The 20,481-nt window shown below is 33.0% G+C and carries 18 protein-coding genes; 2 read left to right on the top strand and 16 right to left on the bottom strand.

Features of this window, described 5'->3' with window-relative positions:
• The first annotated feature begins 6 nt into the window (after positions 1-6).
• Positions 7-1,149, top strand: a complete 1,143-nt coding sequence (locus Q361_RS01305) for a cystathionine gamma-synthase (RefSeq protein WP_103724899.1) — start codon at positions 7-9, stop codon at positions 1,147-1,149.
• 40 nt (positions 1,150-1,189) lie between these two features.
• Here Q361_RS01305 and rpoN read toward each other — a convergent pair whose 3' ends face one another.
• The 5 genes from rpoN to Q361_RS01280 form a co-directional block, all read right to left on the bottom strand.
• A complete protein-coding gene (gene rpoN / locus Q361_RS01300) occupies positions 1,190-2,659 on the bottom strand; it encodes an RNA polymerase factor sigma-54 (RefSeq protein WP_103724898.1) in 1,470 nt (489 codons plus the stop codon).
• A gap of 33 nt (positions 2,660-2,692) precedes the next feature.
• The gene (locus Q361_RS01295; RefSeq protein WP_103724897.1) at positions 2,693-3,082 is read right to left on the bottom strand and encodes a four helix bundle protein; all 390 of its coding nucleotides are present in this window, start codon (positions 3,080-3,082) and stop codon (positions 2,693-2,695) included.
• 32 nt (positions 3,083-3,114) lie between these two features.
• Positions 3,115-4,551, bottom strand: coding sequence for an asparagine--tRNA ligase (gene asnS, locus Q361_RS01290; RefSeq protein WP_103724896.1), 1,437 nt, complete (start codon positions 4,549-4,551; stop codon positions 3,115-3,117).
• A 75-nt stretch (positions 4,552-4,626) separates the two neighbouring features.
• Positions 4,627-7,053: an efflux RND transporter permease subunit gene (locus Q361_RS01285; RefSeq protein WP_103724895.1), complete on the bottom strand. Its 2,427-nt coding sequence runs from the start codon at positions 7,051-7,053 to the stop codon at positions 4,627-4,629.
• 160 nt (positions 7,054-7,213) lie between these two features.
• Positions 7,214-9,700: a DUF5686 family protein gene (locus tag Q361_RS01280; protein ID WP_103724894.1), complete on the bottom strand. Its 2,487-nt coding sequence runs from the start codon at positions 9,698-9,700 to the stop codon at positions 7,214-7,216.
• Positions 9,701-9,857: 157 nt separating this feature from the next.
• On the opposite strand from Q361_RS01280, the gene Q361_RS01275 reads away from it, so the two are divergent.
• Positions 9,858-11,459 carry a fumarate hydratase gene (locus Q361_RS01275; RefSeq protein ID WP_103724893.1) on the top strand — a complete coding sequence of 534 codons (1,602 nt, stop codon included), beginning with the start codon at positions 9,858-9,860 and terminating at the stop codon, positions 11,457-11,459.
• A gap of 54 nt (positions 11,460-11,513) precedes the next feature.
• On the opposite strand, the gene Q361_RS01270 is transcribed toward Q361_RS01275, so the two are convergent.
• The 11 genes from Q361_RS01270 to Q361_RS01220 all read right to left on the bottom strand — a co-directional run bounded on the left by Q361_RS01270 (position 11,514) and on the right by Q361_RS01220 (position 20,406).
• Positions 11,514-11,951, bottom strand: a complete 438-nt coding sequence (locus Q361_RS01270) for a hypothetical protein (RefSeq protein WP_146046962.1) — start codon at positions 11,949-11,951, stop codon at positions 11,514-11,516.
• Between the two features lie 4 nt (positions 11,952-11,955).
• Positions 11,956-13,119 (bottom strand): class I SAM-dependent rRNA methyltransferase, encoded by a 1,164-nt coding sequence (locus Q361_RS01265; RefSeq protein ID WP_103724891.1) that lies wholly within the window; start codon positions 13,117-13,119, stop codon positions 11,956-11,958.
• Between the two features lie 111 nt (positions 13,120-13,230).
• On the bottom strand, positions 13,231-13,563 hold the full coding sequence (locus Q361_RS01260) for a four helix bundle protein (protein WP_317047124.1): 333 nt from the start codon (positions 13,561-13,563) through the stop codon (positions 13,231-13,233).
• Positions 13,564-13,735: 172 nt separating this feature from the next.
• Positions 13,736-14,395: a CoA transferase subunit B gene (locus Q361_RS01255; RefSeq protein WP_103724889.1), complete on the bottom strand. Its 660-nt coding sequence runs from the start codon at positions 14,393-14,395 to the stop codon at positions 13,736-13,738.
• Between the two features lie 104 nt (positions 14,396-14,499).
• On the bottom strand, positions 14,500-15,198 hold the full coding sequence (locus Q361_RS01250; RefSeq protein WP_103724888.1) for a CoA transferase subunit A: 699 nt from the start codon (positions 15,196-15,198) through the stop codon (positions 14,500-14,502).
• Positions 15,199-15,323: 125 nt separating this feature from the next.
• Positions 15,324-15,896, bottom strand: a complete 573-nt coding sequence (locus tag Q361_RS01245) for a PhnA domain-containing protein (RefSeq protein ID WP_103724887.1) — start codon at positions 15,894-15,896, stop codon at positions 15,324-15,326.
• A 7-nt stretch (positions 15,897-15,903) separates the two neighbouring features.
• Positions 15,904-16,398: a DUF6646 family protein gene (locus Q361_RS01240; RefSeq protein ID WP_103724886.1), complete on the bottom strand. Its 495-nt coding sequence runs from the start codon at positions 16,396-16,398 to the stop codon at positions 15,904-15,906.
• 41 nt (positions 16,399-16,439) lie between these two features.
• Positions 16,440-17,189 (bottom strand): metallophosphoesterase family protein, encoded by a 750-nt coding sequence (locus Q361_RS01235; protein ID WP_103724885.1) that lies wholly within the window; start codon positions 17,187-17,189, stop codon positions 16,440-16,442.
• Entirely contained in the window at positions 17,173-18,321 is a 1,149-nt protein-coding gene (locus Q361_RS01230) for an ATP-binding protein (protein WP_103724884.1), read from the bottom strand. The genes Q361_RS01235 and Q361_RS01230 overlap by 17 nt, the downstream gene beginning before the upstream one ends.
• A 72-nt stretch (positions 18,322-18,393) precedes the next feature.
• On the bottom strand, positions 18,394-19,260 hold the full coding sequence (locus Q361_RS01225; RefSeq protein ID WP_103724883.1) for an aldo/keto reductase: 867 nt from the start codon (positions 19,258-19,260) through the stop codon (positions 18,394-18,396).
• A 282-nt stretch (positions 19,261-19,542) separates the two neighbouring features.
• Positions 19,543-20,406, bottom strand: coding sequence for a M48 family metalloprotease (locus Q361_RS01220; protein ID WP_103724882.1), 864 nt, complete (start codon positions 20,404-20,406; stop codon positions 19,543-19,545).
• Between the last annotated feature and the right edge of the window lie 75 nt (positions 20,407-20,481).

Below are 20,481 nucleotides of genomic sequence, written 5' to 3'. Positions count from 1 at the left end.
CTACACATGAAATTCAATACCAAAGTAATACATGGCAACCAACACCATGAAAAAGTAACAGGAGCTGTAATGCCTCCCGTATTTCAAACCTCAACCTATGCTCAAACTTCTCCCGGAATACCCGTGGGTGATTACGAATACAGCCGTGCAGCAAACCCTACACGTCAAGCACTAGAAGACGCTTTGGCATCTATAGAAAATGGTTCTAGAGGATTGGCTTTTTCGTCTGGATTAGCAGCAACCGATTGTTTATTACGTTTATTTAAGGCTGGCGACGAAATTATTGCAATGGATGATTTGTATGGTGGCACTTATCGTTTATTTACTCGATTGTATAAAGATAGTGGTATCAAATTTCATTTTGTAGACATGAATGATTTTGAGAAATTTGAATCGCTTATCAATAAAAACACCAAATTGGTTTGGGTTGAAACCCCTACCAATCCTTTAATGAAGTTGGCCGATATTGAAGCTATTGCTAAAATTGCTAAAAAACATGCTATTCTTTTTGCGGTAGATAACACCTTTGCAACACCTTATTTACAAAAACCCCTCGATTTAGGCGCCGATATTGTAATGCATTCGGCTACAAAATATCTTGGTGGACATAGCGATGTTATTGCGGGTGCATTAATTATAAAAAACAAAGAACTTGGCGACGAGCTTCATTTTAAACAATTTGCCACAGGAGGAACTCTAGGCCCAATGGATAGTTTTTTAGTGCTACGAGGTATAAAAACATTACACTTAAGAGTACAACGCCATTGCGAAAACGGCGAAAAAGTTGCTGCTTTTTTAAGCAATCATGCTGCTGTAGAAAAAGTATATTACCCAGGTTTGGCATCGCACCCTCATTATGACATTGCCAAAAAACAAATGGCTGGTTTTGGGGGTATGGTATCGTTTACGTTTAAATCGGGTAAAAAAGAAGATGCTATTTCGTTTTTAGAAAAATTAAAAGTTTTTACTTTGGCAGAATCTTTAGGCGGTGTAGAGTCTTTGGCAAATCATCCGGCTTTAATGACACACGCTTCGATACCCGAAGACAAAAGAAAAGAAATAGGTATTAAAGATGATTTAGTAAGACTTAGTGTAGGCGTAGAAGATATTGAAGATCTTTTGGCAGACTTGACACAAGCATTATCATAAACACTAAAAAAAAATGCCCGAAAACAAATTCGGGCATTTTTTATATTTTTTTGCGCATTCTTGCTACTGGAATATCCATTTGTTCTCGATATTTTGCTACTGTTCTTCGTGCTATTGGATACCCTTTTTCTTTTAAAATTTCGGCTAAATCTTCATCTGGTAATGGCTTGCGCTTATCTTCGTCTTCAATTACCGTTTTCAGAATTTTTTTAATCTCTAATGTTGAAACATCTTCTCCTTGGTCGTTTTTCATCGCTTCAGAGAAAAACTCTTTAATCAATTTTGTGCCATAAGGTGTTTCTACATATTTGCTGTTAGCCACACGAGAAACAGTAGAAATATCCAAACCTACCATATCTGCAATATCTTTGAGTATCATGGGTTTTAATTTGGTTTCTTCACCATCAAGAAAATACTCTTGTTGAAAGTGCATAATGGCATTCATTGTTACATACAAAGTTTCTTGACGTTGGCGTATAGCATCTATAAACCATTTGGCAGAATCTAGTTTTTGTTTTATAAATTGTACTGCATCTTTTTGAGCTGTAGATTTTTCGCGAGATTCCTTGTAGGTCTGCAACATTTCTTGGTAATCTTTGGATACGTGCAAATGAGGTGCGTTTCTACCATTTAATGCAAGTTCCAATTCTCCATCTACAATACGAATGGTAAAATCGGGAACAATATTTTCGGTAACGCGAGCACTTCCTGTAAATGCGCCTCCAGGTTTTGGATTAAGTTTTTCAATTTCTGAAATGGCTTTTTTAAGTTGTTCTTGCGAAATTGAAAATTTTTGAAGTAGTTTATCGTAATGTTTTTTAGTAAAAGCATCAAATTGTTCTTCTATAATTTTAGTAGCCAATTCTACCGATTCTGTAGGGGTTTTGTGTTTGAGTTGTAACAACAAACATTCCTGCAAATCTTTGGCTCCCACACCAGATGGTTCTAACTCGTGTATTACTTGTTTAACAATACGTTCTACAGTAACTTCATCAGTATATATAGCTTGTGTAAATGCCATATCGTCTACCATATCGAGTATGCTTCTGCGTAAATAACCATCGTCATCTATACTACCTACTACAAATTCTGCTACTTCTCTTTCTGTATCTGTGAGAATAAATGTATTAAGCTGATTTATTAAATCTTGATGAAAACTTACTGTTGCTGCAAAAGGTGTTTCTCGATCATCATCGTCATCGCTGTAGTTGTTTGCACTCAACTTGTAATCTGGAATTTCATCATCGCTAAGATATTCGTCTATATTGATATCTTCGGCATCTATGCTTTCGTTTCCATCATAATCGTCGTAATCATCATTTGTGTCAAACTCATCTTTATCATACAATTCTTCTTGTTCGGTATTGCCTTCTAGAGCTGGATTTTCTACCAATTCTTCTTTAAGTCGTTGTTCAAATGCTTGCGTAGGCAATTGTATCAACTTCATTAACTGAATTTGTTGAGGCGATAGCTTTTGTGATAATTTGAATTGTAGATTTTGTTTGATCATTTTTTACTATTGTTTAAGGTTTCAAGTTTCAAGTTATTGAAATTTGTTTCCTTTAAAATCTTTCTTGTTTAAATAGGTTATGAAATTTTTTAATTTACTACTTAAAATTTCATATTTATTTTTTAATTCTAAAAATTTTTCTTCGTTGATATATTGATAATCAAATAGCCTGTAAATTTGCGATCTAACTTCTCCCGCAGAACCTTTCGCTATAGATAAAAATTGTCTAAATTCTAAATTTCCATCTCTTTCAAATCCTTCAGCAATATTGTCCATTACAGATGCTGATGCTGACTTAATTTGCTCTTTAAATCTATAATCTAATTTTAAATCTGTTTCTTTTGAAATAATAAATATTTCTTTTGATAAGTTTCTTGCTTCTTGCCATATTTCTAAATCTTCAAACTTATTAATTGTAGCCATATAGCCTGAAACATTAAACGTGAAACTTTTATTTAAAATTCTGCACTTTGAGGTGTTCTTGGAAATGGTATTACATCGCGAATGTTTGTCATACCTGTTACAAAAAGCACTAAACGTTCAAAACCAAGTCCAAATCCAGAATGGATAGCGGTTCCAAATTTACGAGTATCTAAATACCACCATAAATCTTCTTCGGGAATGTTAAGTTCTTTCATTTTTTGTACCAAAACATCGTAGCGTTCTTCACGTTGCGAACCGCCTACAATTTCTCCAATTCCTGGAAAAAGAATATCCATGGCACGTACTGTTTTTCCGTCTTCATTGAGGCGCATATAGAAAGCTTTTATTTTCGCAGGATAATCAAACAAAATTACTGGGCATTTAAAATGCTTTTCTACTAAATAACGTTCGTGTTCGCTTTGTAAATCGGCGCCCCATTCGTCTATACTATATTGGAATTTTTTGTTTTTGTTGGGTTTGCAATTTCTTAAAATATCTATGGCTTCGGTATAAGAAACGCGTTTAAAATTGTTTTCCAATACAAAGTTTAATTTTTCCAACAAAGCCATTTCGCTGCGTTCTGCTTGTGGTTTGTTTTTTTCTTCGTCAAGCAAGCGTTGCTCTAAAAACTTTAAATCATCGGCACAATGTTCTGTGGCATATTTTACTACATAACGAATAAAATCTTCTGCCAAATCCATGTTATCATTTAAGTCGTTAAAGGCAACTTCGGGTTCTATCATCCAAAATTCTGCCAAATGGCGCGATGTATTGGAGTTTTCTGCCCTAAAAGTAGGCCCAAAAGTATATACTTGACCTAATGCCATAGCGTAGGTTTCTGCCTCCAATTGCCCAGAAACGGTAAGGTTGGTTTCTCTACCAAAAAAATCTTCTCTGTAGTTTACAGCACCTTCTTCGGTACGAGGTGTATTGTCAAAAGGGAGTGCGGTTACTCTAAACATTTCGCCTGCACCTTCAGCATCGCTACCTGTAATAATAGGCGCATTGAAATAGAAAAATCCTTTTTCGTTAAAATATTTATGCACAGCATACGCCAATATAGAGCGTACACGCATTACCGCACTAAAGGTATTGGTGCGCACACGCAAATGAGCATTTTCTCTAAGAAATTCTAAACTTGGTCTATTTCTTAATTGAATAGGATATTTTTCGGCATCAGAATCGCCAAGTATTTCAAATTTTTTAACTTGAATTTCAAACTTTTGTCCGCTTCCTTGGCTTTCTACCAAAGTTCCTTCTACCTGAATGGCAGCGCTGGTGGTTATGCGTTTAAGTTGTTCTTCGGGTGTATTTTCAAAATCTATTACACACTGTATATTGTGAATAGTAGAACCATCGTTTAAGGCTAAAAATTGTTTATTTCTAAAAGTGCGTACCCAACCTCTAGTTACTACGTCAAAACCTGCTTTATCACTATTTAGTAATTCTTTAATTTTTGAATATTTCATCGTTTTGTAAACTAAATTTTTGCAAATATAATTCAATTTTTTAGTGAAAGAAAACGATAAAAGACTAAAGGTGTTCTATTTTTGGTCTTTATTTTCTTCTAGAGCATCTAGTTCTTCATCTGTATGTTCTAGTATATCTATGGTTGGCTCTATAAATTCTTGCTTATTTGCTAATTTTTTATTTAAAGTAAGCACCAACGAAGGCAATAACACCAAATTGGAAAGCATTCCAAAACTTAAGGTAATTGCCACTAAACCACCCAATGCTACAGTACCACCAAAGCTAGAAAGCATAAATACCGAAAATCCAAAAAACAATACAATAGAGGTATAAAACATACTAATACCTGCATCTTCAAACGTTGCAAATACAGCTTTACGAATACGCCAACCATTTCGAGAAAGTTCCATGCGGTATTGTGCCAAAAAGCGCAATGTATCGTCTACAGACATGCCAAAAGCAATTCCAAACACTAACAAAGTTGATGGTTTTAACGGAATACCTAAAAACCCCATTAAGCCAGCAGTCATTAACAACGGTAATAAATTTGGAATGATAGAAACCATAACCATTTTGAACGAGCGAAACATTAACGCAACCAAACCACCTGTTAAAGCAAAGGCAAACAATAGTGATGACAATAAATTGTCTAACAAATATTTTGTTCCTTTTTGAAAAACAGAGGGTTTTCCTGTAATGATTACTTCGTATTTAGGCTCGGGAAAAATTTTATTGATTTTGGTGCGTAATCTCGACTCTATTTCTTCCATTTTTTCGCCATTCTCATCTTTTATAAAGCAAGTCATTCGGGCTATTTTACCATCTGAAGTAATATAACTTTTTAATTGATTGTCTTTGCCATTTTTTAAAGAGTTTTTAATATAAGGCAATAAAAATGCTTCTTCTTGCGAAGTTGGTAGTTCGTAATACTCGGCATTGCCATTATAGTAAGCTTGCTTAAAACTTTTGGCTAAGTTTACTATAGATAGTGGTTTGGAAAGTTCGGGGATATCGCTTATGGTTTGTTCTAAATCTTCCATTCTTCGTAAAGTAGAAAGCTTCATAGCTCCGTTTTTACGTTTGGTATCGATCATTATTTCAAGAGGCATTACACCGTCAAACTCTTTTTCAAAGAAACGAATATCATCAAAAAAAGCTGTTTTCTTAGGCATATCTTCAATAATACTTCCCGAAATTTTAATCTCGTAAATACCTATTATTCCAAAAATGAGTAACACAATTGAGGTCACATAAACTCCAAAACGATTGTATTTTACTGTGTTTACAATCCATGTAAAAAAACTTGTAAGCGACTCTCGTTCTAGATGCCCTAAATGTCTTGGTATTGGAGCAGGAATGTAACTAAAAAATATAGGTATTAGCAATAAACTTAAAATATAAATTGCCAATATATTGATTGTTGTTACTACACCAAATTCTCTAAGTAATACATTATTGGTGATAATAAAGGTTGCAAAACCTACCGCAGTGGTAATATTGGTCATTAACGTAGCGGTACCTGTTTTGGTAATTACCCTCTGTAGTGCTTTTGCCTTATTGGCGTGTTTGTAATACTCTTGGTGGTATTTATTAATAAAAAATATACAATTGGGTATTCCTATTACAATAACTAATGTTGGTACTAAAGCCGTAAGTACTGTAATTTCATAACCCATACCGCCCATAATACCAAAAGACCACATAACTCCTATTATTACTACAACCATCGAAATAAGTGTAGCTCTAAAAGATCGGAAAAAGAAAAAGAAAATAAGCGCTGTTACAAGCAAAGCTGCACCAATAAACAATCCTATTTCGTCTATAATGGTTTTAGAATTTAATGTGCGTATATAAGGCATACCCGATGCGTGAAGGCGTATTCCTGTTTCTTTATAAAAAGTATCTAGATAAGGTATAAAAGTGTGTAAAACATAGTCTTTTCTGGCTTTTGTATTTACAATTTTTTTGTCTAAATAAATTGCCGAACGAACTGCACCTGTGTTTTTGTTGTACAAAAGACCTTCGTAAAAAGGTTGATTTTGAAACAATTTCTTTTTAAGGTTTTGCAAATAAAGTGCATCGTTTGCCTTTTGTGGGTTTACAAATGGCTTTAATTGAAATGATTGAAGTGTATCGTTTTTAACTAACTCTTGAAGGTTGTTTATAGAAATAACTAAACTAATTTGTTTATCATTTCTTACTTTTTCCATCAAAGCTGTCCAAGCAGTAAATACTTTGGGAGTAAATAATTTTTGGTCTTTTGTGGCCACAACAATCAAGTTGCCCTCTTCTCCAAAATTCTGTAAAAAGGTATTGTAATCTACATTAACTTTATCATCTGCTGGTATCAGATTGGCTTCGGTTTGAGTAAATTTTACGTTTTTCCATTGTAGACCTAATAAAACGGTTATAGCGATTATTCCTACAAGTATTGTAATTCTATTTCTAAGGATTGCACGGGCAACCAGTTCCCAAAATCCTATACTTAACATTTTTTTCATTTGTAAACAAAAAGACTACAAAGGTAACGAGAACTTTAACAATTTAAAAGAACTTATCTAGTTTCTTGTTTGTTTTGGTATAAAAACTACACTATAAGGTGTTATATTCTAATGTGTTGATTTTAAAATACTATTTTAGTGTTCAGAATATATTTTAATACTAAAATCCTAAATCTAGGTAATAACTCACTTTTATTGCCACATTATCATCAAAATTTGGCAGTTGATAAGCGCCATATCTATAAAAGGCAACCAAACCAAATCCTTTCCATATTTTATTTAATTCTATACCACTTTCAAAATAACCTTTTTCTAGTGTATTAAATTCTTTGTAAAGATGATTTTCTTTGTCTTTTGTAGAGCCAAAAGCCATACGAGTTACTAGGCTTAATACTGGCTTTATATCAGGTGTTATTTCTAATCTTTTCAATGTATGTTTTATATGCAAAGAGGTATAATTGCTCGAGAAAAATTCGTTGTAATACATGGTTTCGAAGCTATTTTTTCCAGCAAAAGTTACTCTTCTAAGCACCGAATCGTGGTTAAGATTGTTGGGAGCAATACTATATAAATGAGTAATAGGTATTTGCCCAAAGCCTAAACCACCTTGCCAAACAAAAGATGTTATTTGTCCTGATAAATAAGGAATATCATACGTTACTTTAGCTTCAAGCTTTGTAAAATTAAAATCGCTACCAAAAACATGATTAAAAGCTTGTGTTGCTTGAAAATTAATTTTTGGAAAACGCTTATTAATTTCGATAATACCCAAAGAAGTTTGCATAAAATCGCTAAAAGGTGACCATTGTAAAGAAAATGTTGTTGAAGCTATTTTATAGTTATCTAAAATTGCATCTCCTTTTTGATAAGCATAGCTAAATAGTGGGTTTATCTGACTTGTAGACAACCCAAAATAAGCATCGGTTTTGGGTAAAAATTTACTTTCCAAAAATAATGATGCAACTTTTTGATTAAAAAAAGTTGGAATATTAAAAGGTCTAGGGTCATAAATTTTAAACCTCTTATTTTGAGTAAGAAATTGTATTTGCCCTATTTCTTGCAAATCATCAATATAAGAAACCGAAAACCAAGAATTCGTTTTTCTATCTATAGAATACGAAGGTGTTATTCCGTATTTGAATGCATGGTCTTTTAACCCATAACCAATATAGGCTGCTAGTTTGTATTGTGTAGAGAGTTTATCGTTGGTAACACCGCCTACACCAAACCGAAAACCTTCATAATTATTATATTTAACAAGGCTTCTAAGGTCTAAATCTATTTGATTTATAGGCACATAACCGTTAATAATGCGTCGTCCAAATAATATTTTCTTTTCTATTTTTTCAGAAGCAACAATACTATCTAGCGAAGTGTAAGTAGTAAGTTTTCTAACATCTGTAGAATCTTTCTCAAAAGTTTTCCAATAAGACTCTGGTTTGGAAAGCTCTGCTTCTTGAACATCTATTTTGATGTATTTGTTTTTAAATTCGGTTTTTTTGGAAAGCGAAATATCAAAAGGAATTGATTCTATTTTTAAATAAACATGGTCTGAAGCATCTGTTTTTATTCGGTCTTTTACCGAAGAGTCAAACTTAATAGTATTGCCCAATATACTGATATCTTCTGCATTTTCTCCTTTTATAATATGAAATTTTCTTTTCTCTGGAAACCAAAGTTTATACTCTTCATTATAATTAAAAGTATAGGTAGCATTTATGTTTACCACACCATAAATTCTATAGTATGCTTTGGCTACACCATAAGTTTGAGCATCAATAAACAATAAACCTCTTAAATTACTAGACTTTAAATTTTTGGGTTGAAAATATATTCTATACACTTTTCTGTTTTTTAAACTGATAGTGTCTAACATTTTGTATACAAATGTTTTTCGACCATCTCTAGAAATAGGGTTTTTTACAGGCACTTCAAATATATCAAGTTTTCTATCGTAAAGTGAGTATGGAACCAAACTTAAACCCAAATATTCATAAAGTGGTTTTTGAAAACCTGCCATTCGAGCAGCAAGTACTGTTTCTTTTGTACCGTGATTATTATGCTGAATAAAATTTACTTTTTCTGTTTGGTAAATATGTTGTTTTTGAATGAATTTTTTAAATTTATAATTGGTTGAATCTAATTTTACTTTTGTTTTTCCAAATAGATTTTTAGTATAAATCGTATCGATTTTTGACGAAATAGAATCTGGACTTGCAGAAATGGTTGCTAATTCATAATTTTTATATTCAAAATAAGGTATTGCTCGCTCTGGTTGGTTTTTGTCGCGATTTTCTATAACTTTTTTCAGAATTTTATTGACTTCATTTTCAGAATATATCTCAAAATGATCTCTGTTTTCTAGAGCTACCATTTTTATGAGCAAATTTTGTTTCTGTTCTGGCAAATAATACGTTTTGTCGTAATACCCTTTGTAAGAAAGCAGCAAAGGTTTTTTATCGTTTTGATACTCAAACACAAATTTCCCTTCCCAATTTGTATAGAGTGTTTTAGTATTGTAGGTAATTTTGGCAAAAGCTACAGGTACAGAACTATCAAAGTCTAAAACTTGACCCGAATATTTTTTTTGTGACCAATTTAATGTAGTGATAAACAATACAAAAACAATCAAAAATCGCTTTATCATGTGTGGTGATTTCTTGCTAAGTAATACAAATTTAAAAATATATCAGTGTGTTGTAGTTTTTTTACGATGTTTTTATGATTATAACTATAGTAAATAACCAAGAATATCTATTTATTATGATAGTAAATTTGTAACTTTACGTTTTAATTTTATCAAAATGGACTTTTTATATCAAGACCCGTATCCTTTACAAAAAGATGATACTGTTTATAAAAAACTTACTTCCGATTACGTTTCGGTAGAACAATACGGCGACAGAAAAATTTTAAAAGTAGACCCAAAAGGTTTAGAGTTATTGGCGCAAGAAGCCTCAAACGATGTTTCTTTTTTATTAAGAACCAATCATTTACAAAGCTTAAAACGCATTATAGACGATCCAGAAGCTACTGATAACGACCGCTTTGTAGCCTACAATTTACTGCAAAATGCCGTAGTAGCCGCTCAAGGTCAATTGCCTTCTTGCCAAGATACAGGAACCGCTATAGTAATGGCAAAAAAAGGAGAAGATGTGTATACGGGTGTAGATGATGCAGAATGGTTGTCAAAAGGGATTTACAATACCTACAAAAACAAAAATTTACGCTATTCGCAAATTGTGCCAATATCGATGTTTGAAGAAAAAAATTCAGGCTCAAACCTTCCTGCTCAAATAGATATTTATGCAAAAAAAGGAATGAAATATGAGTTTTTAATTCTTACAAAAGGAGGCGGATCTGCAAACAAAACTTTTTTATATCAAAAAACAAAATCGTTACTAAACGATAAATCTTTGGAAGAATTCATTCGTGAAAAAATAAAAGATTTAGGTACATCGGCTTGCCCTCCGTATCACTTAGCCTTGGTTATTGGTGGCACATCGGCAGAAGCAAATTTGGCAGCAGTAAAAAAAGCATCTGCTAAATATTTTGATGAATTACCTACTTCGGGCAACATGGCTGGTCAAGCTTTTCGCGATTTGGAATGGGAAGCTCGTGTGCAACAAATTTGTCAAGAAAGCGGCATTGGAGCTCAATTTGGCGGAAAATACTTTGTACACGATGTGCGTGTTATACGCCTACCTCGTCATGCAGCTTCGTGTCCTGTTGGGCTTGGTGTTTCGTGCTCGGCAGATAGAAATATTAAAGGAAAAATTACAGAAGAAGGTATTTTTATTGAACAACTAGAAACCAACCCTGCTCAATTTTTACCTGCTGCTGCTCCGCACCTAGAGCCACCTGTTATGGTTGATTTGAACAAACCTATGCCAGAAATTTTAGCAGAACTTTCAAAATATCCTATTAAAACAAGATTAAAACTAAACGGAACTTTAATAGTAGCTCGAGATATTGCGCATGCTAAAATTAAAGAACTACTTGATGCTGGCAAACCTATGCCAGAATATTTTAAAAATCATCCTATTTATTATGCTGGACCAGCAAAAACTCCAGACGGTATGCCAAGTGGTAGTTTTGGACCAACAACAGCCGGTAGAATGGATGTTTATGTAGATGAATTTCAAGCTGCTGGCGGAAGCATGATTATGTTGGCAAAAGGCAACCGTAGTGCCGATGTAATGAATGCATGTAAAAAATACGGTGGATTTTATCTAGGTTCTATTGGTGGCCCAGCCGCCATTTTGGCCAAAGAAAATATCTTATCTGTAGAAGTAGTAGATTTTCCTGAATTGGGTATGGAAGCCGTACGAAAAATTGAAGTAAAAGATTTTCCTGCTTTCATTATTACAGATGATAAAGGAAATGATTTCTTTATGAATCTTTAATCTTAGAAAAATAGAAAAAGACAAACCTGTTAGTTGAAAGACTTACAGGTTTTTTTATTTGAAATAAGATTCTAATAACACTATTGATTTTTTGACCTTACTATCAAATGTTAATTTTAAAGTCAAGATAAAAATAAGTAAAAAAGGAAAGAATAATAAAACTTGTAAAACCTCAAATTTATCATAAATGAATAGTACAAATACAAATTCTATAGTAATAATAAATAAAAACAATCGTTTTAAAAAAGTGTTGATTGCAAATTCTAATTCTATTAAAGAATCCTGAATCTTTCCAATTATTTCAGGTCGAAATTGGTTTCTTGGACCAAAATTAAATGTAGGTTTTATAAAGAAATTACCATTTAAATTTACATTTCCTTCAAAATCAAATTTAGAATTATCTCGATAATAATTTTCAACTTTAGGTTGAAGGATTTTAATGATTTCTTCTTTGGAAAGCGAGGTCTTTATAGTATGTGATTTTTTGAACATCTTTTTATTCCACATACAACACCAATCCTTTCAAATAATGCCCTTCTGGGTGGTAAATATTGGTAGGATGATCTGGGCCTTGTGTTAGCTTATGTAGTACTCTAATATTTCGCCCTGTTTCTATGGCTGCTGCGGCTACAGTGTTGTAAAACAAAACATCGTCTATAACTTGCGAACACGAAAATGTAAACAAAATCCCTTTGGGTGCTAAAGCTTTTAACCCTGCAATATTTAAGCGTTTGTAGGCTTGTGTTGCCGTGTGTTTACTTTTTATACTTTTAGCAAAAGCGGGCGGATCGAGTACTATTACATCGTAAACTTGATGATTCTCTTTCATAAAGTTAAAAACATCATCGGCTACTGCTGTATGATTGGATTTTGGAAAATTCAATTCCATATTTTTTGAGGCTAAATCAACTGCTTTTTGAGAAATATCTACAGATGTTACCAACTCTGCACCAGCGCTCATAGCATAAATAGAAAAACCACCTGTATAGCAAAATGTATTTAATACTTTTTTGCCTTTGGAAAAGGTGCTTAACAATTTACGATTGTCTCTTTGGTCTAAAAAGAAACCTGTTTTTTGACCTTCAACCCAATTTACAGCAAATACTATATTGTTTTCTTTTGCTATGGTTTCTGAATTGGTTCCAAATAAAAAATAATCGGTTCCTGTATTGGGTAATGTCCCCGAACTTTTGCAATAAATGGTTTCGCAAAACTCTGAGAAATTTGCTTGAATAGCTTCTGCAATACGCTCTATTTGATAGAATATACCAGACGAATGAGCCTGAATTACCCAATTTTTATTGTAATAATCAATAATTAATCCTGGAATACCGTCACCTTCACCATGTATAACACGAAAAGCATTGGTTGTTTCAATATCTACTAATTTTAAACGTAATGCCCAAGCCGATTGTAGTTTTTCATTCCAAAAATTATCTGAAAAAGTTTCGTTTGCAAATGTTAATAATCGAACTACAATACTGCCTTTATCACTAAAATATCCTGTACCTAAATGCTGATTGTTGCTGTCTACTACATCTACCAATTCGCCATCATTCAACTCTTGCGTTACACCATAAACCGCTCCACTAAAAACCCATGGATGCTTGCGCTGAATAGACTTTTCTTTACCTTTTTTTAAAATTATTTTTGAAAACATAGTAATGCGTCAATTTGAAAATGTGTCAATGTCCCTATTCAATTAGTCAATGAGGCAATTAGCCAATGTGGCAATTCCTTCATTTACTCGTTGATATATTGGCTAATTGCCTCATTGACTTATTTTTTTAGTGGTTGAAATGATTTTGTTTGTAATTTTCAATATATCAAAAACTTCAGATAATAATTCTTCTGTATTTGGATAATTTTCCAACTCATTACAGAGGAATAACCAAAATTCGGTTTCATCAGCTTCTTTGATTGCAATTTTCATTTTATGAATAAAATCTGCTTTGCTTTCAGAATTTTGAGCTTCTTTAATATTTGCTCCTATTGAAGTTCCTGATTTTAATAGTTGATTGGCAATTACATACTTTCTGTCTTCTTCTAATTTTTCTGTGTATTGAACTACTTTTTTAGCAAATTCAAATGATTTTAAAAGAATTATATTGTTTTTGTACTTGTCTTGAAACGTTATCGTGGCTTATATATTTATTTAATGTGTGAATGAGAGAATGTGTCAATGTGTCGATTTTTTTTCATTAGCAAATTTACTAATTAGTTTATGGCAAATTGCCTCAATATATTATTGGCACATTGACTAATTGCCCCATTGACTAATTTATATCCATTTCTGGAATTTCTCCTTCAACAATTAAGTTGGCTTCTGTAGCTTTTATAATATCTTCCACAGAAACACCTGGTGCTCTTTCCAATAATTTAAATCCTTGTGGAGTAATATCTAAAACTGCTAATTCGGTAACTACTTTTTTCACACAACCCACCCCTGTTAAAGGCAAGGTACATTTTTTTAAGATTTTTGATTCTCCTGCTTTATTCACGTGCATCATGGCAACAATAATGTTTTCTGCCGATGCTACTAAATCCATAGCGCCGCCCATACCTTTTACCATTTTTCCTGGAATTTTCCAATTGGCGATATCTCCATTTTCAGAAACTTCCATAGCACCCAAAATGGTTAAATCTACTTTTTGGCTACGAATCATTCCGAAACTAAAAGCCGAATCAAAAAAACTTGCGCCAGGTAATGTGGTTATCGTTTGTTTACCTGCATTAATAATATCGGCATCTTCTTCGCCTTCAAACGGAAAAGGCCCCATGCCCAAAACTCCATTTTCACTTTGAAATTCAACCGATATATCATTGCGTACAAAATTGGCTACCAAAGTAGGAATACCAATACCAAGGTTTACATAGTAACCATCTTTTACTTCTTGTGCAATGCGTTTTGCTATTTGATTTTTATCTAAAGCCATTTTTTTAATAATTTGTCAATTAGTTCATGTGTCGATGTTCCAATTTAATTAGTCTATGTGATAATGTGTCAATGTGCCAATTGTCTCATTGGCACATTGTCTAATTATTTTTGACGAACAGTTCTTTGCTCAATTCGTTTTTCAAATTTCTCTCCTTGAAAAATTCGATTTATCATAATACCTGGTATATGAATTTCGTTGGGATCTAATGTTCCTGCTGGTACTAATTCTTCTACCTCAGCAATAGTTATTTTTGCTGCGCCTGCCATTGGAGCATTAAAATTACGAGCTGTTCCTTTAAAAATAAGATTTCCTGCTTCGTCGCCTTTCCATGCTTTTACTATAGAAAAATCGGCCTTGTAGGCGTGTTCCAAAATGTGCATTTTTCCATTAAACTCACGAACTTCTTTCCCTTCTGCAACCTCTGTTCCATAACCTGCGGGCGTAAAAAACGCAGGAATACCTGCTTGTGCCGCTCTACATTTTTCGGCTAATGTACCTTGTGGAGTAAGTTCTACTTCTAATTCACCTGAAAGCATTTGGCGTTCAAATTCGGCATTTTCACCTACATAAGATGAAATCATTTTTTTAATTTGTTTTTTTTGTAATAACAAACCCAAACCAAAATCGTCTACACCTGCGTTGTTTGAAATACAAGTTAAATTGGTTACATTTTTATTTACTAATTCTGCAATACTATTTTCGGGAATTCCGCACAAACCAAAACCACCAAGCATAATGGTCATACCGTTTTCTATACCTTGTAAGGCTTCTTGTACTGTGTTTACTTTTCTGTTTATCATATTTGAATGACTGTTAAGAATGGTTTGTAAATTTAACCAATAAATTGAACTTTAAAAATCATTTATCAAAATAATAAAAGCGAGAATGGTGGTTTCTCGCTTTTACTATGTATGTGTGGTATGTATTATTTTGTTTTCTTTACATATTGTGTAAGAATAACAATGTGTTGTCCTTCTACACGCCCTTCTATTTGCTCGGCATTATCCCAAACCAATTTAATGTTGTGCACAGGAGCACCTCTTTTGGCTGTAAAATTGGCTCCTTTTACATCTAAATCTTTAATAAGGACAACCGAATCTCCGTCTTGAAGAATGTTTCCATTACAATCTTTATGTATTATTTTACCTTCGTCATCGTCGGCCTCTCCTGTTGCTTTTGCCCATTCTAATGCTTCTTCATCGAGGTACATCATGTCTAGCAAATCGTGATTTTTAAGTCGGGCAAGCATTCGCCAAGATACAATTTGTACGGGTAAATGTTCGCTCCACATGCTTTCGCTTAGACCTCTCCAATCATTTGCATTGGTGGTTTCGGGATTGTTTATTTGATCTAAAAGATTTTTTGAAATTAATATACTGTTCTCTAAACTTTCTGTTGTTTTTGGAGCTACGGTATATACAACCAAATTATCTGTCGATCCACTTATTTCGCAAATTGAACCGCTTCGTTCGTGAAGTTTTTTTTCTGTAATTGTCATTTGTTTATTATAAATTGAAGCTGGCTCCTATTACAAACGTAAACTGGTTGTTGTAATAATCGAAACCAACTGGGTCTGTTTTATATTTTGCTAATGGTACTCCTCCTTCTGCAAAAAGACCAAATCCATCTGTAAAGAAATAGCGTGCTCCTAGATGAGCTCCAAAATTTCTTAATCCTAAATTAAGACCTGGGTATACATCTAGTTTTGGGTCTATTTTAAGCACATTTCCTATGTTTGCATTAATTCGCGCTTTAAGGTCTGCTCTATCATCAAAGCCTGGTTTTATATCATAAATTCTATCAGCATTTAATAAATAAGTAGCTGTAAATCCGTACGATAAGTTTTCTCCTAAACCAAAATCGGCTGTAGCAGTAATTCCTGTTCCTCCGTCTTGTACATTAAGTCCAACTTGTCCTTTTATGTCTCCTTTTCCTTTAAATGCTTGTGCGTGTGCAAAAGTGCCTGCTAATAGCATTGTTAAAAATACAATTTTTTTCATTTCGTTATTTTTTAGTTTGTGCAAATATAAGAATTCTAGTACTAATTTCGTCCATTTTCGTTTGGGTACAAGCTGGGCAAACTATCGCTTTGCCAAAATTGTTTGGTATCGATGTCTAATGCTGTTAGTTTTCCCCAAAAACCTGCTCCTGTATCTATATTCCAAACATTAGCAGCATTTACAGGTGTGTCTTTATTTATTTTTGTAGTAGGTGTATGCCCAATGTAAATTTCAGTATACAAAAGCAATCGTTTTGGATATAAAGTATTGTTTTTTTCTAATGCAGGGTTTAAAGATAAAGCCGTTTCCCAAAGGGTTCTATCCCAATAAAGCATGGCTGGAAAATATTCAGAATCGATTCCGTTTTGATTGGTAAAACCTGCATGAACAAACAATCGGTTTTGACTGTCTATGTATGAATTACGAAGATTTTGTAAAAATAATATATGTTTTGATTTTTGTTCGTCTGAAATTGTTTTATAGGCTTCTACTGTAGCCTTACCACCGTGTTTGTACCACATGGTTTCATCAATATTTTGGGTATTATTGGTAAGCCAATCTAAAAGCAAATCATCATGATTTCCTTTAATAAAAATACAATTTTGTTGGGTTTGCAATTCTATTAAAAAATCTAATATTTGTGGCGATTGGCTCCAACCATCTACATAATCTCCCAAAAAAATTAAGGTATCGGTTTCTGAAACACCAGCTCGATCAAGTATTTGGAGTAATGCTTTATATCCGCCATGAATATCGCCTATTACCAAAGTTCGATTAGGTTTTGTTTTCATATTTTATTTTTCTCAAAATGCGCATTACTTCTTTAAAATTGGTATATGCTTCTGGATTTTCAAATTGTTTAAATAGCTGCTTGTAGTTTATTAATAATTGTTTTGCTTCTTTAAAATCATTTAAAAAACAAATCATTAATGTGTACGGAATATTTTTTACATCATTGTTTTCATGAACAGACAATGCGCTTTTCTTTTCCATTTTGTGCAACAAAGATACATTAGAGTTGTAAATATGATACAATATTTTTTTATTGTATTGCGGAGGCTCAAATAACATTTGTGTTTCTAGTTTGTAATATCCGTTGTCAAAAAAAGAGAGCTTTTGTTGCTCTAGCGGGTAATAGCTTGTTTTATCGTTGAGCCCAAGCGGAACATATTCTGTAATAGTAAAGGCGTTTTCTGTAAAAGAAATTTCTACTTCGTCTTGTAGAGAATAAAATAATTTTATTTGTTCGTTTACCAATTCTATATCTACTCTAGACCAATATGTTTTTCCTTTGATGGTTTTTGGAATTCCTGCCCAACAGATTACAAATAATTCTTTAAATACACGATACTCGGAATTTAAGTCTTTGTGTTTATGGTTTATAAAATTAATCACACTATCGAGTGTATGTGCAATGCTGTTTCTAGAATTATTTTCTATACTTACTACCGTTTCTATGTTTTGCTTATTAAATGCTATTTTTTCGAGGGTTGGTATAGAATTACTGCCTCTTCTTACAAAAGTGGTTTTACAAGGAATTGTGTGTATTCCTTTTTTAAAAAAAGAAGTTTTGGCATTGGGCTTTATGGTAACCAAACCTACTACTTTTTCTTTTGGCAAATTTGGAAAAGGAATGTTTTCGTATTGTATTTTTGGTGGATTTTCTAAAAAAGCATTCACTAGGTTTTGAATGCGACTATCGTCAAAAAAATCGTCGCCTACTATTTCATTTGATCCGTCTTCTACACCTACCACAATATAAGCGTTGTTGGACGGGTTGGAATTGGACAAAGCGCAAATATGTTTTAAAAATTTGGCTTTACCTTCTTGAGTATGAAGATTGAGTTGTCTTTTTTTATCATAAAAACTATTCTCGTCATTATGAGCAAGTAGGTTTTTAATAAGTAGACGCTTGTTTATCATGACTTTAAAAGACAGTTAAAAGGCAAAGAATTGAGACAAGGTTTATCCCAATTCTTTACATTTTTGATGTTTTTAAGGAACTTTATGCCCCATGCTTTCTGTCCAAATAGAAAACCAATCTTGTGTATCCATTTGTAAATCTACTGCTTTCATAAGCGCCTGAATACGAGCAATATTTACAGTTCCTGCAACAGGTTTTATTTTAGCAGGATGTTTTAATATCCATGCAAGCAAAATGGTGTCTGAACCTACTCCATACTTTTCTACCAATCCAACCAAAAGTTTTTTCAACCTTCTGGTTTGTTCTACGTCTTCTCTAAATACTGTTCCCAATGGATTCCATGAAAGTGGTGTAATATGGTGTTGTTGCATATAATCTATACTTCCGTCTGTCATGGCTTGGTATTGCGTTGCAGAAAATTGTATTTGGTTAAAATTTACGGCAGTTTTTTGACGAATTAATTCGGTTTGAGACGATGTGAAATTAGAGACACCAAAATCTTTTATTTTTCCTTCTTTTTTTAATTTTTCTACTGCTTCTGCAATTTCATCGGCTACCATAAGCGGACTTGGTCTATGCAACAGTAAAACATCTAAATACTCTGTTTGAAGGTTTTTTAAACTATTTTCTACACTCCAAATAATATATTCTTTAGAATAGTCGTAATGTTTCACCTTATTGTTTCTGCCTTCGGTATGCTGAATCCCACATTTTGATATAAGCTGTATTTTGTCTCTTTGTACATTACTAGCTGTAAAACCTTTACCAAATTCGGCTTCTGTGGTATAACTTCCGTAAATATCTGCAAGGTCAAACGTAGTAATTTTGTTTTCTGCACAAATTTTTATTAAATGAGCCATTTCTTGGGTGGTAAGGTTTTTATCTGCCTTACCCCAACTCATGGTACCAGCTATTATAGGTGATAGGTTTGCTTTCATAGTAGATTGTTTATTTATAAATCTTTACTCTTAAAAAGGGTACTGTTTTTTGTTTTGAGGTAAAATTAACGAAAATTTTTATGTTTGTGTGTAACAAAATACACCTATTTTTATTCTTTTTTCTACTGTGTTTTAATCTAAAACTAGTTGTAGTGATACTTTTTTAGCAGAAAAAATTTTACACTTCATTGAACTATAGAAAAAGTAATTTTATGTACTGTTTTCTCAAAAAAAACGCACCGAAATAATATCGATGCGTAAATATATAGTTAAGTATGATGTTTATTTTTTCTTTTTGGGTGTTGCTTTTTTAGGTGTTGTTACTTTTGTTGAAGTGGCTTTGTTGGAAAATGCTTTTTGTTTGTATGGTTTGTATAATCCATCTGACTCTGCTCTTTTTTTTGCAGCTTCTGCTCTTGCTTTAGAATCTGGGTGAGAACTCATCATTTGAGAAAGAATATCACTACTTTGTCCTTCACTCAAACTCGACAAAATAGTAAACGCCGATTCTACAGCATTTACATCATACCCATTTTTTTTCATAAAATCATACGAGAACGTGTCGGCTTCTGTTTCTTGTTTACGGCTGTATTTACTTTGTAACATGGCTTGGGCAATTTGACCTATTTGACCATCGGTCATGCTTGCTACTTTTGTGCTTACACTACCTACTGCATCTGCCAAAGCTGCATTTCTATAGGCAGCTTTCATTGCATCGCGCGAATCGTGATTGGCAACATGACCTATTTCATGACCTATAACTGCCAATAGTTGGTTATCATCCATAATATCCATCAACCCAGAAAATACTCGAACACTACCATCTGCACAAGCAAAAGCATTTATTTCTTTGGTAATGTATACTTTATAATTAAGTTTTAAGCCGTTTTCTGTACTATGTTTTGCAAATACTCTATTCAAGCGCAGTGTGTAACCGTCTTTTGGGCCTGCTACAACATGAGCAGAATCTAGTTTTTTTATACCTTCTGAAGCCAATTTTGCCGCATCAGCATCGCTAAACATTAGAGAATTTAATCCGTTACCTACGGCTCCCGAAATTTTATCTCCAAGATTAATTTGTGCTAAAGAATTTGTAACCGATAAAAGTGCTACAACACAAATAGAATATAAAAACTTTGCTTTCATTTTTTTAGTATTAAAATTACATACAAAGATACAATTTAGCACAGCAAAAAAGAGTAGAATTTTTACCACATTATA

Source organism: Flavobacterium croceum DSM 17960, from assembly GCF_002917885.1.
Taxonomy (GTDB): domain Bacteria; phylum Bacteroidota; class Bacteroidia; order Flavobacteriales; family Flavobacteriaceae; genus Flavobacterium; species Flavobacterium croceum.
This window is presented reverse-complemented; position numbering and strand designations above follow the sequence as displayed.

Coding starts and splice junctions, on each gene's coding strand:
- asnS (WP_103724896.1), bottom strand. CDS start 4,551: ATGAAATATTCAAAAATTAAAGAATTACTAAATAGTGATAAAGCAGGT.
- Q361_RS01240 (WP_103724886.1), bottom strand. CDS start 16,398: ATGAAAAAAATTGTATTTTTAACAATGCTATTAGCAGGCACTTTTGCA.
- Q361_RS01305 (WP_103724899.1), top strand. CDS start 7: ATGAAATTCAATACCAAAGTAATACATGGCAACCAACACCATGAAAAA.
- Q361_RS01265 (WP_103724891.1), bottom strand. CDS start 13,119: ATGTTTTCAAAAATAATTTTAAAAAAAGGTAAAGAAAAGTCTATTCAG.
- Q361_RS01235 (WP_103724885.1), bottom strand. CDS start 17,189: ATGAAAACAAAACCTAATCGAACTTTGGTAATAGGCGATATTCATGGC.
- Q361_RS01230 (WP_103724884.1), bottom strand. CDS start 18,321: ATGATAAACAAGCGTCTACTTATTAAAAACCTACTTGCTCATAATGAC.
- Q361_RS01220 (WP_103724882.1), bottom strand. CDS start 20,406: ATGAAAGCAAAGTTTTTATATTCTATTTGTGTTGTAGCACTTTTATCG.
- Q361_RS01275 (WP_103724893.1), top strand. CDS start 9,858: ATGGACTTTTTATATCAAGACCCGTATCCTTTACAAAAAGATGATACT.
- rpoN (WP_103724898.1), bottom strand. CDS start 2,659: ATGATCAAACAAAATCTACAATTCAAATTATCACAAAAGCTATCGCCT.
- Q361_RS01225 (WP_103724883.1), bottom strand. CDS start 19,260: ATGAAAGCAAACCTATCACCTATAATAGCTGGTACCATGAGTTGGGGT.
- Q361_RS01295 (WP_103724897.1), bottom strand. CDS start 3,082: ATGGCTACAATTAATAAGTTTGAAGATTTAGAAATATGGCAAGAAGCA.
- Q361_RS01285 (WP_103724895.1), bottom strand. CDS start 7,053: ATGAAAAAAATGTTAAGTATAGGATTTTGGGAACTGGTTGCCCGTGCA.
- Q361_RS01245 (WP_103724887.1), bottom strand. CDS start 15,896: ATGACAATTACAGAAAAAAAACTTCACGAACGAAGCGGTTCAATTTGC.
- Q361_RS01250 (WP_103724888.1), bottom strand. CDS start 15,198: ATGATAAACAGAAAAGTAAACACAGTACAAGAAGCCTTACAAGGTATA.
- Q361_RS01280 (WP_103724894.1), bottom strand. CDS start 9,700: ATGATAAAGCGATTTTTGATTGTTTTTGTATTGTTTATCACTACATTA.
- Q361_RS01255 (WP_103724889.1), bottom strand. CDS start 14,395: ATGGCTTTAGATAAAAATCAAATAGCAAAACGCATTGCACAAGAAGTA.
- Q361_RS01270 (WP_146046962.1), bottom strand. CDS start 11,951: ATGTTCAAAAAATCACATACTATAAAGACCTCGCTTTCCAAAGAAGAA.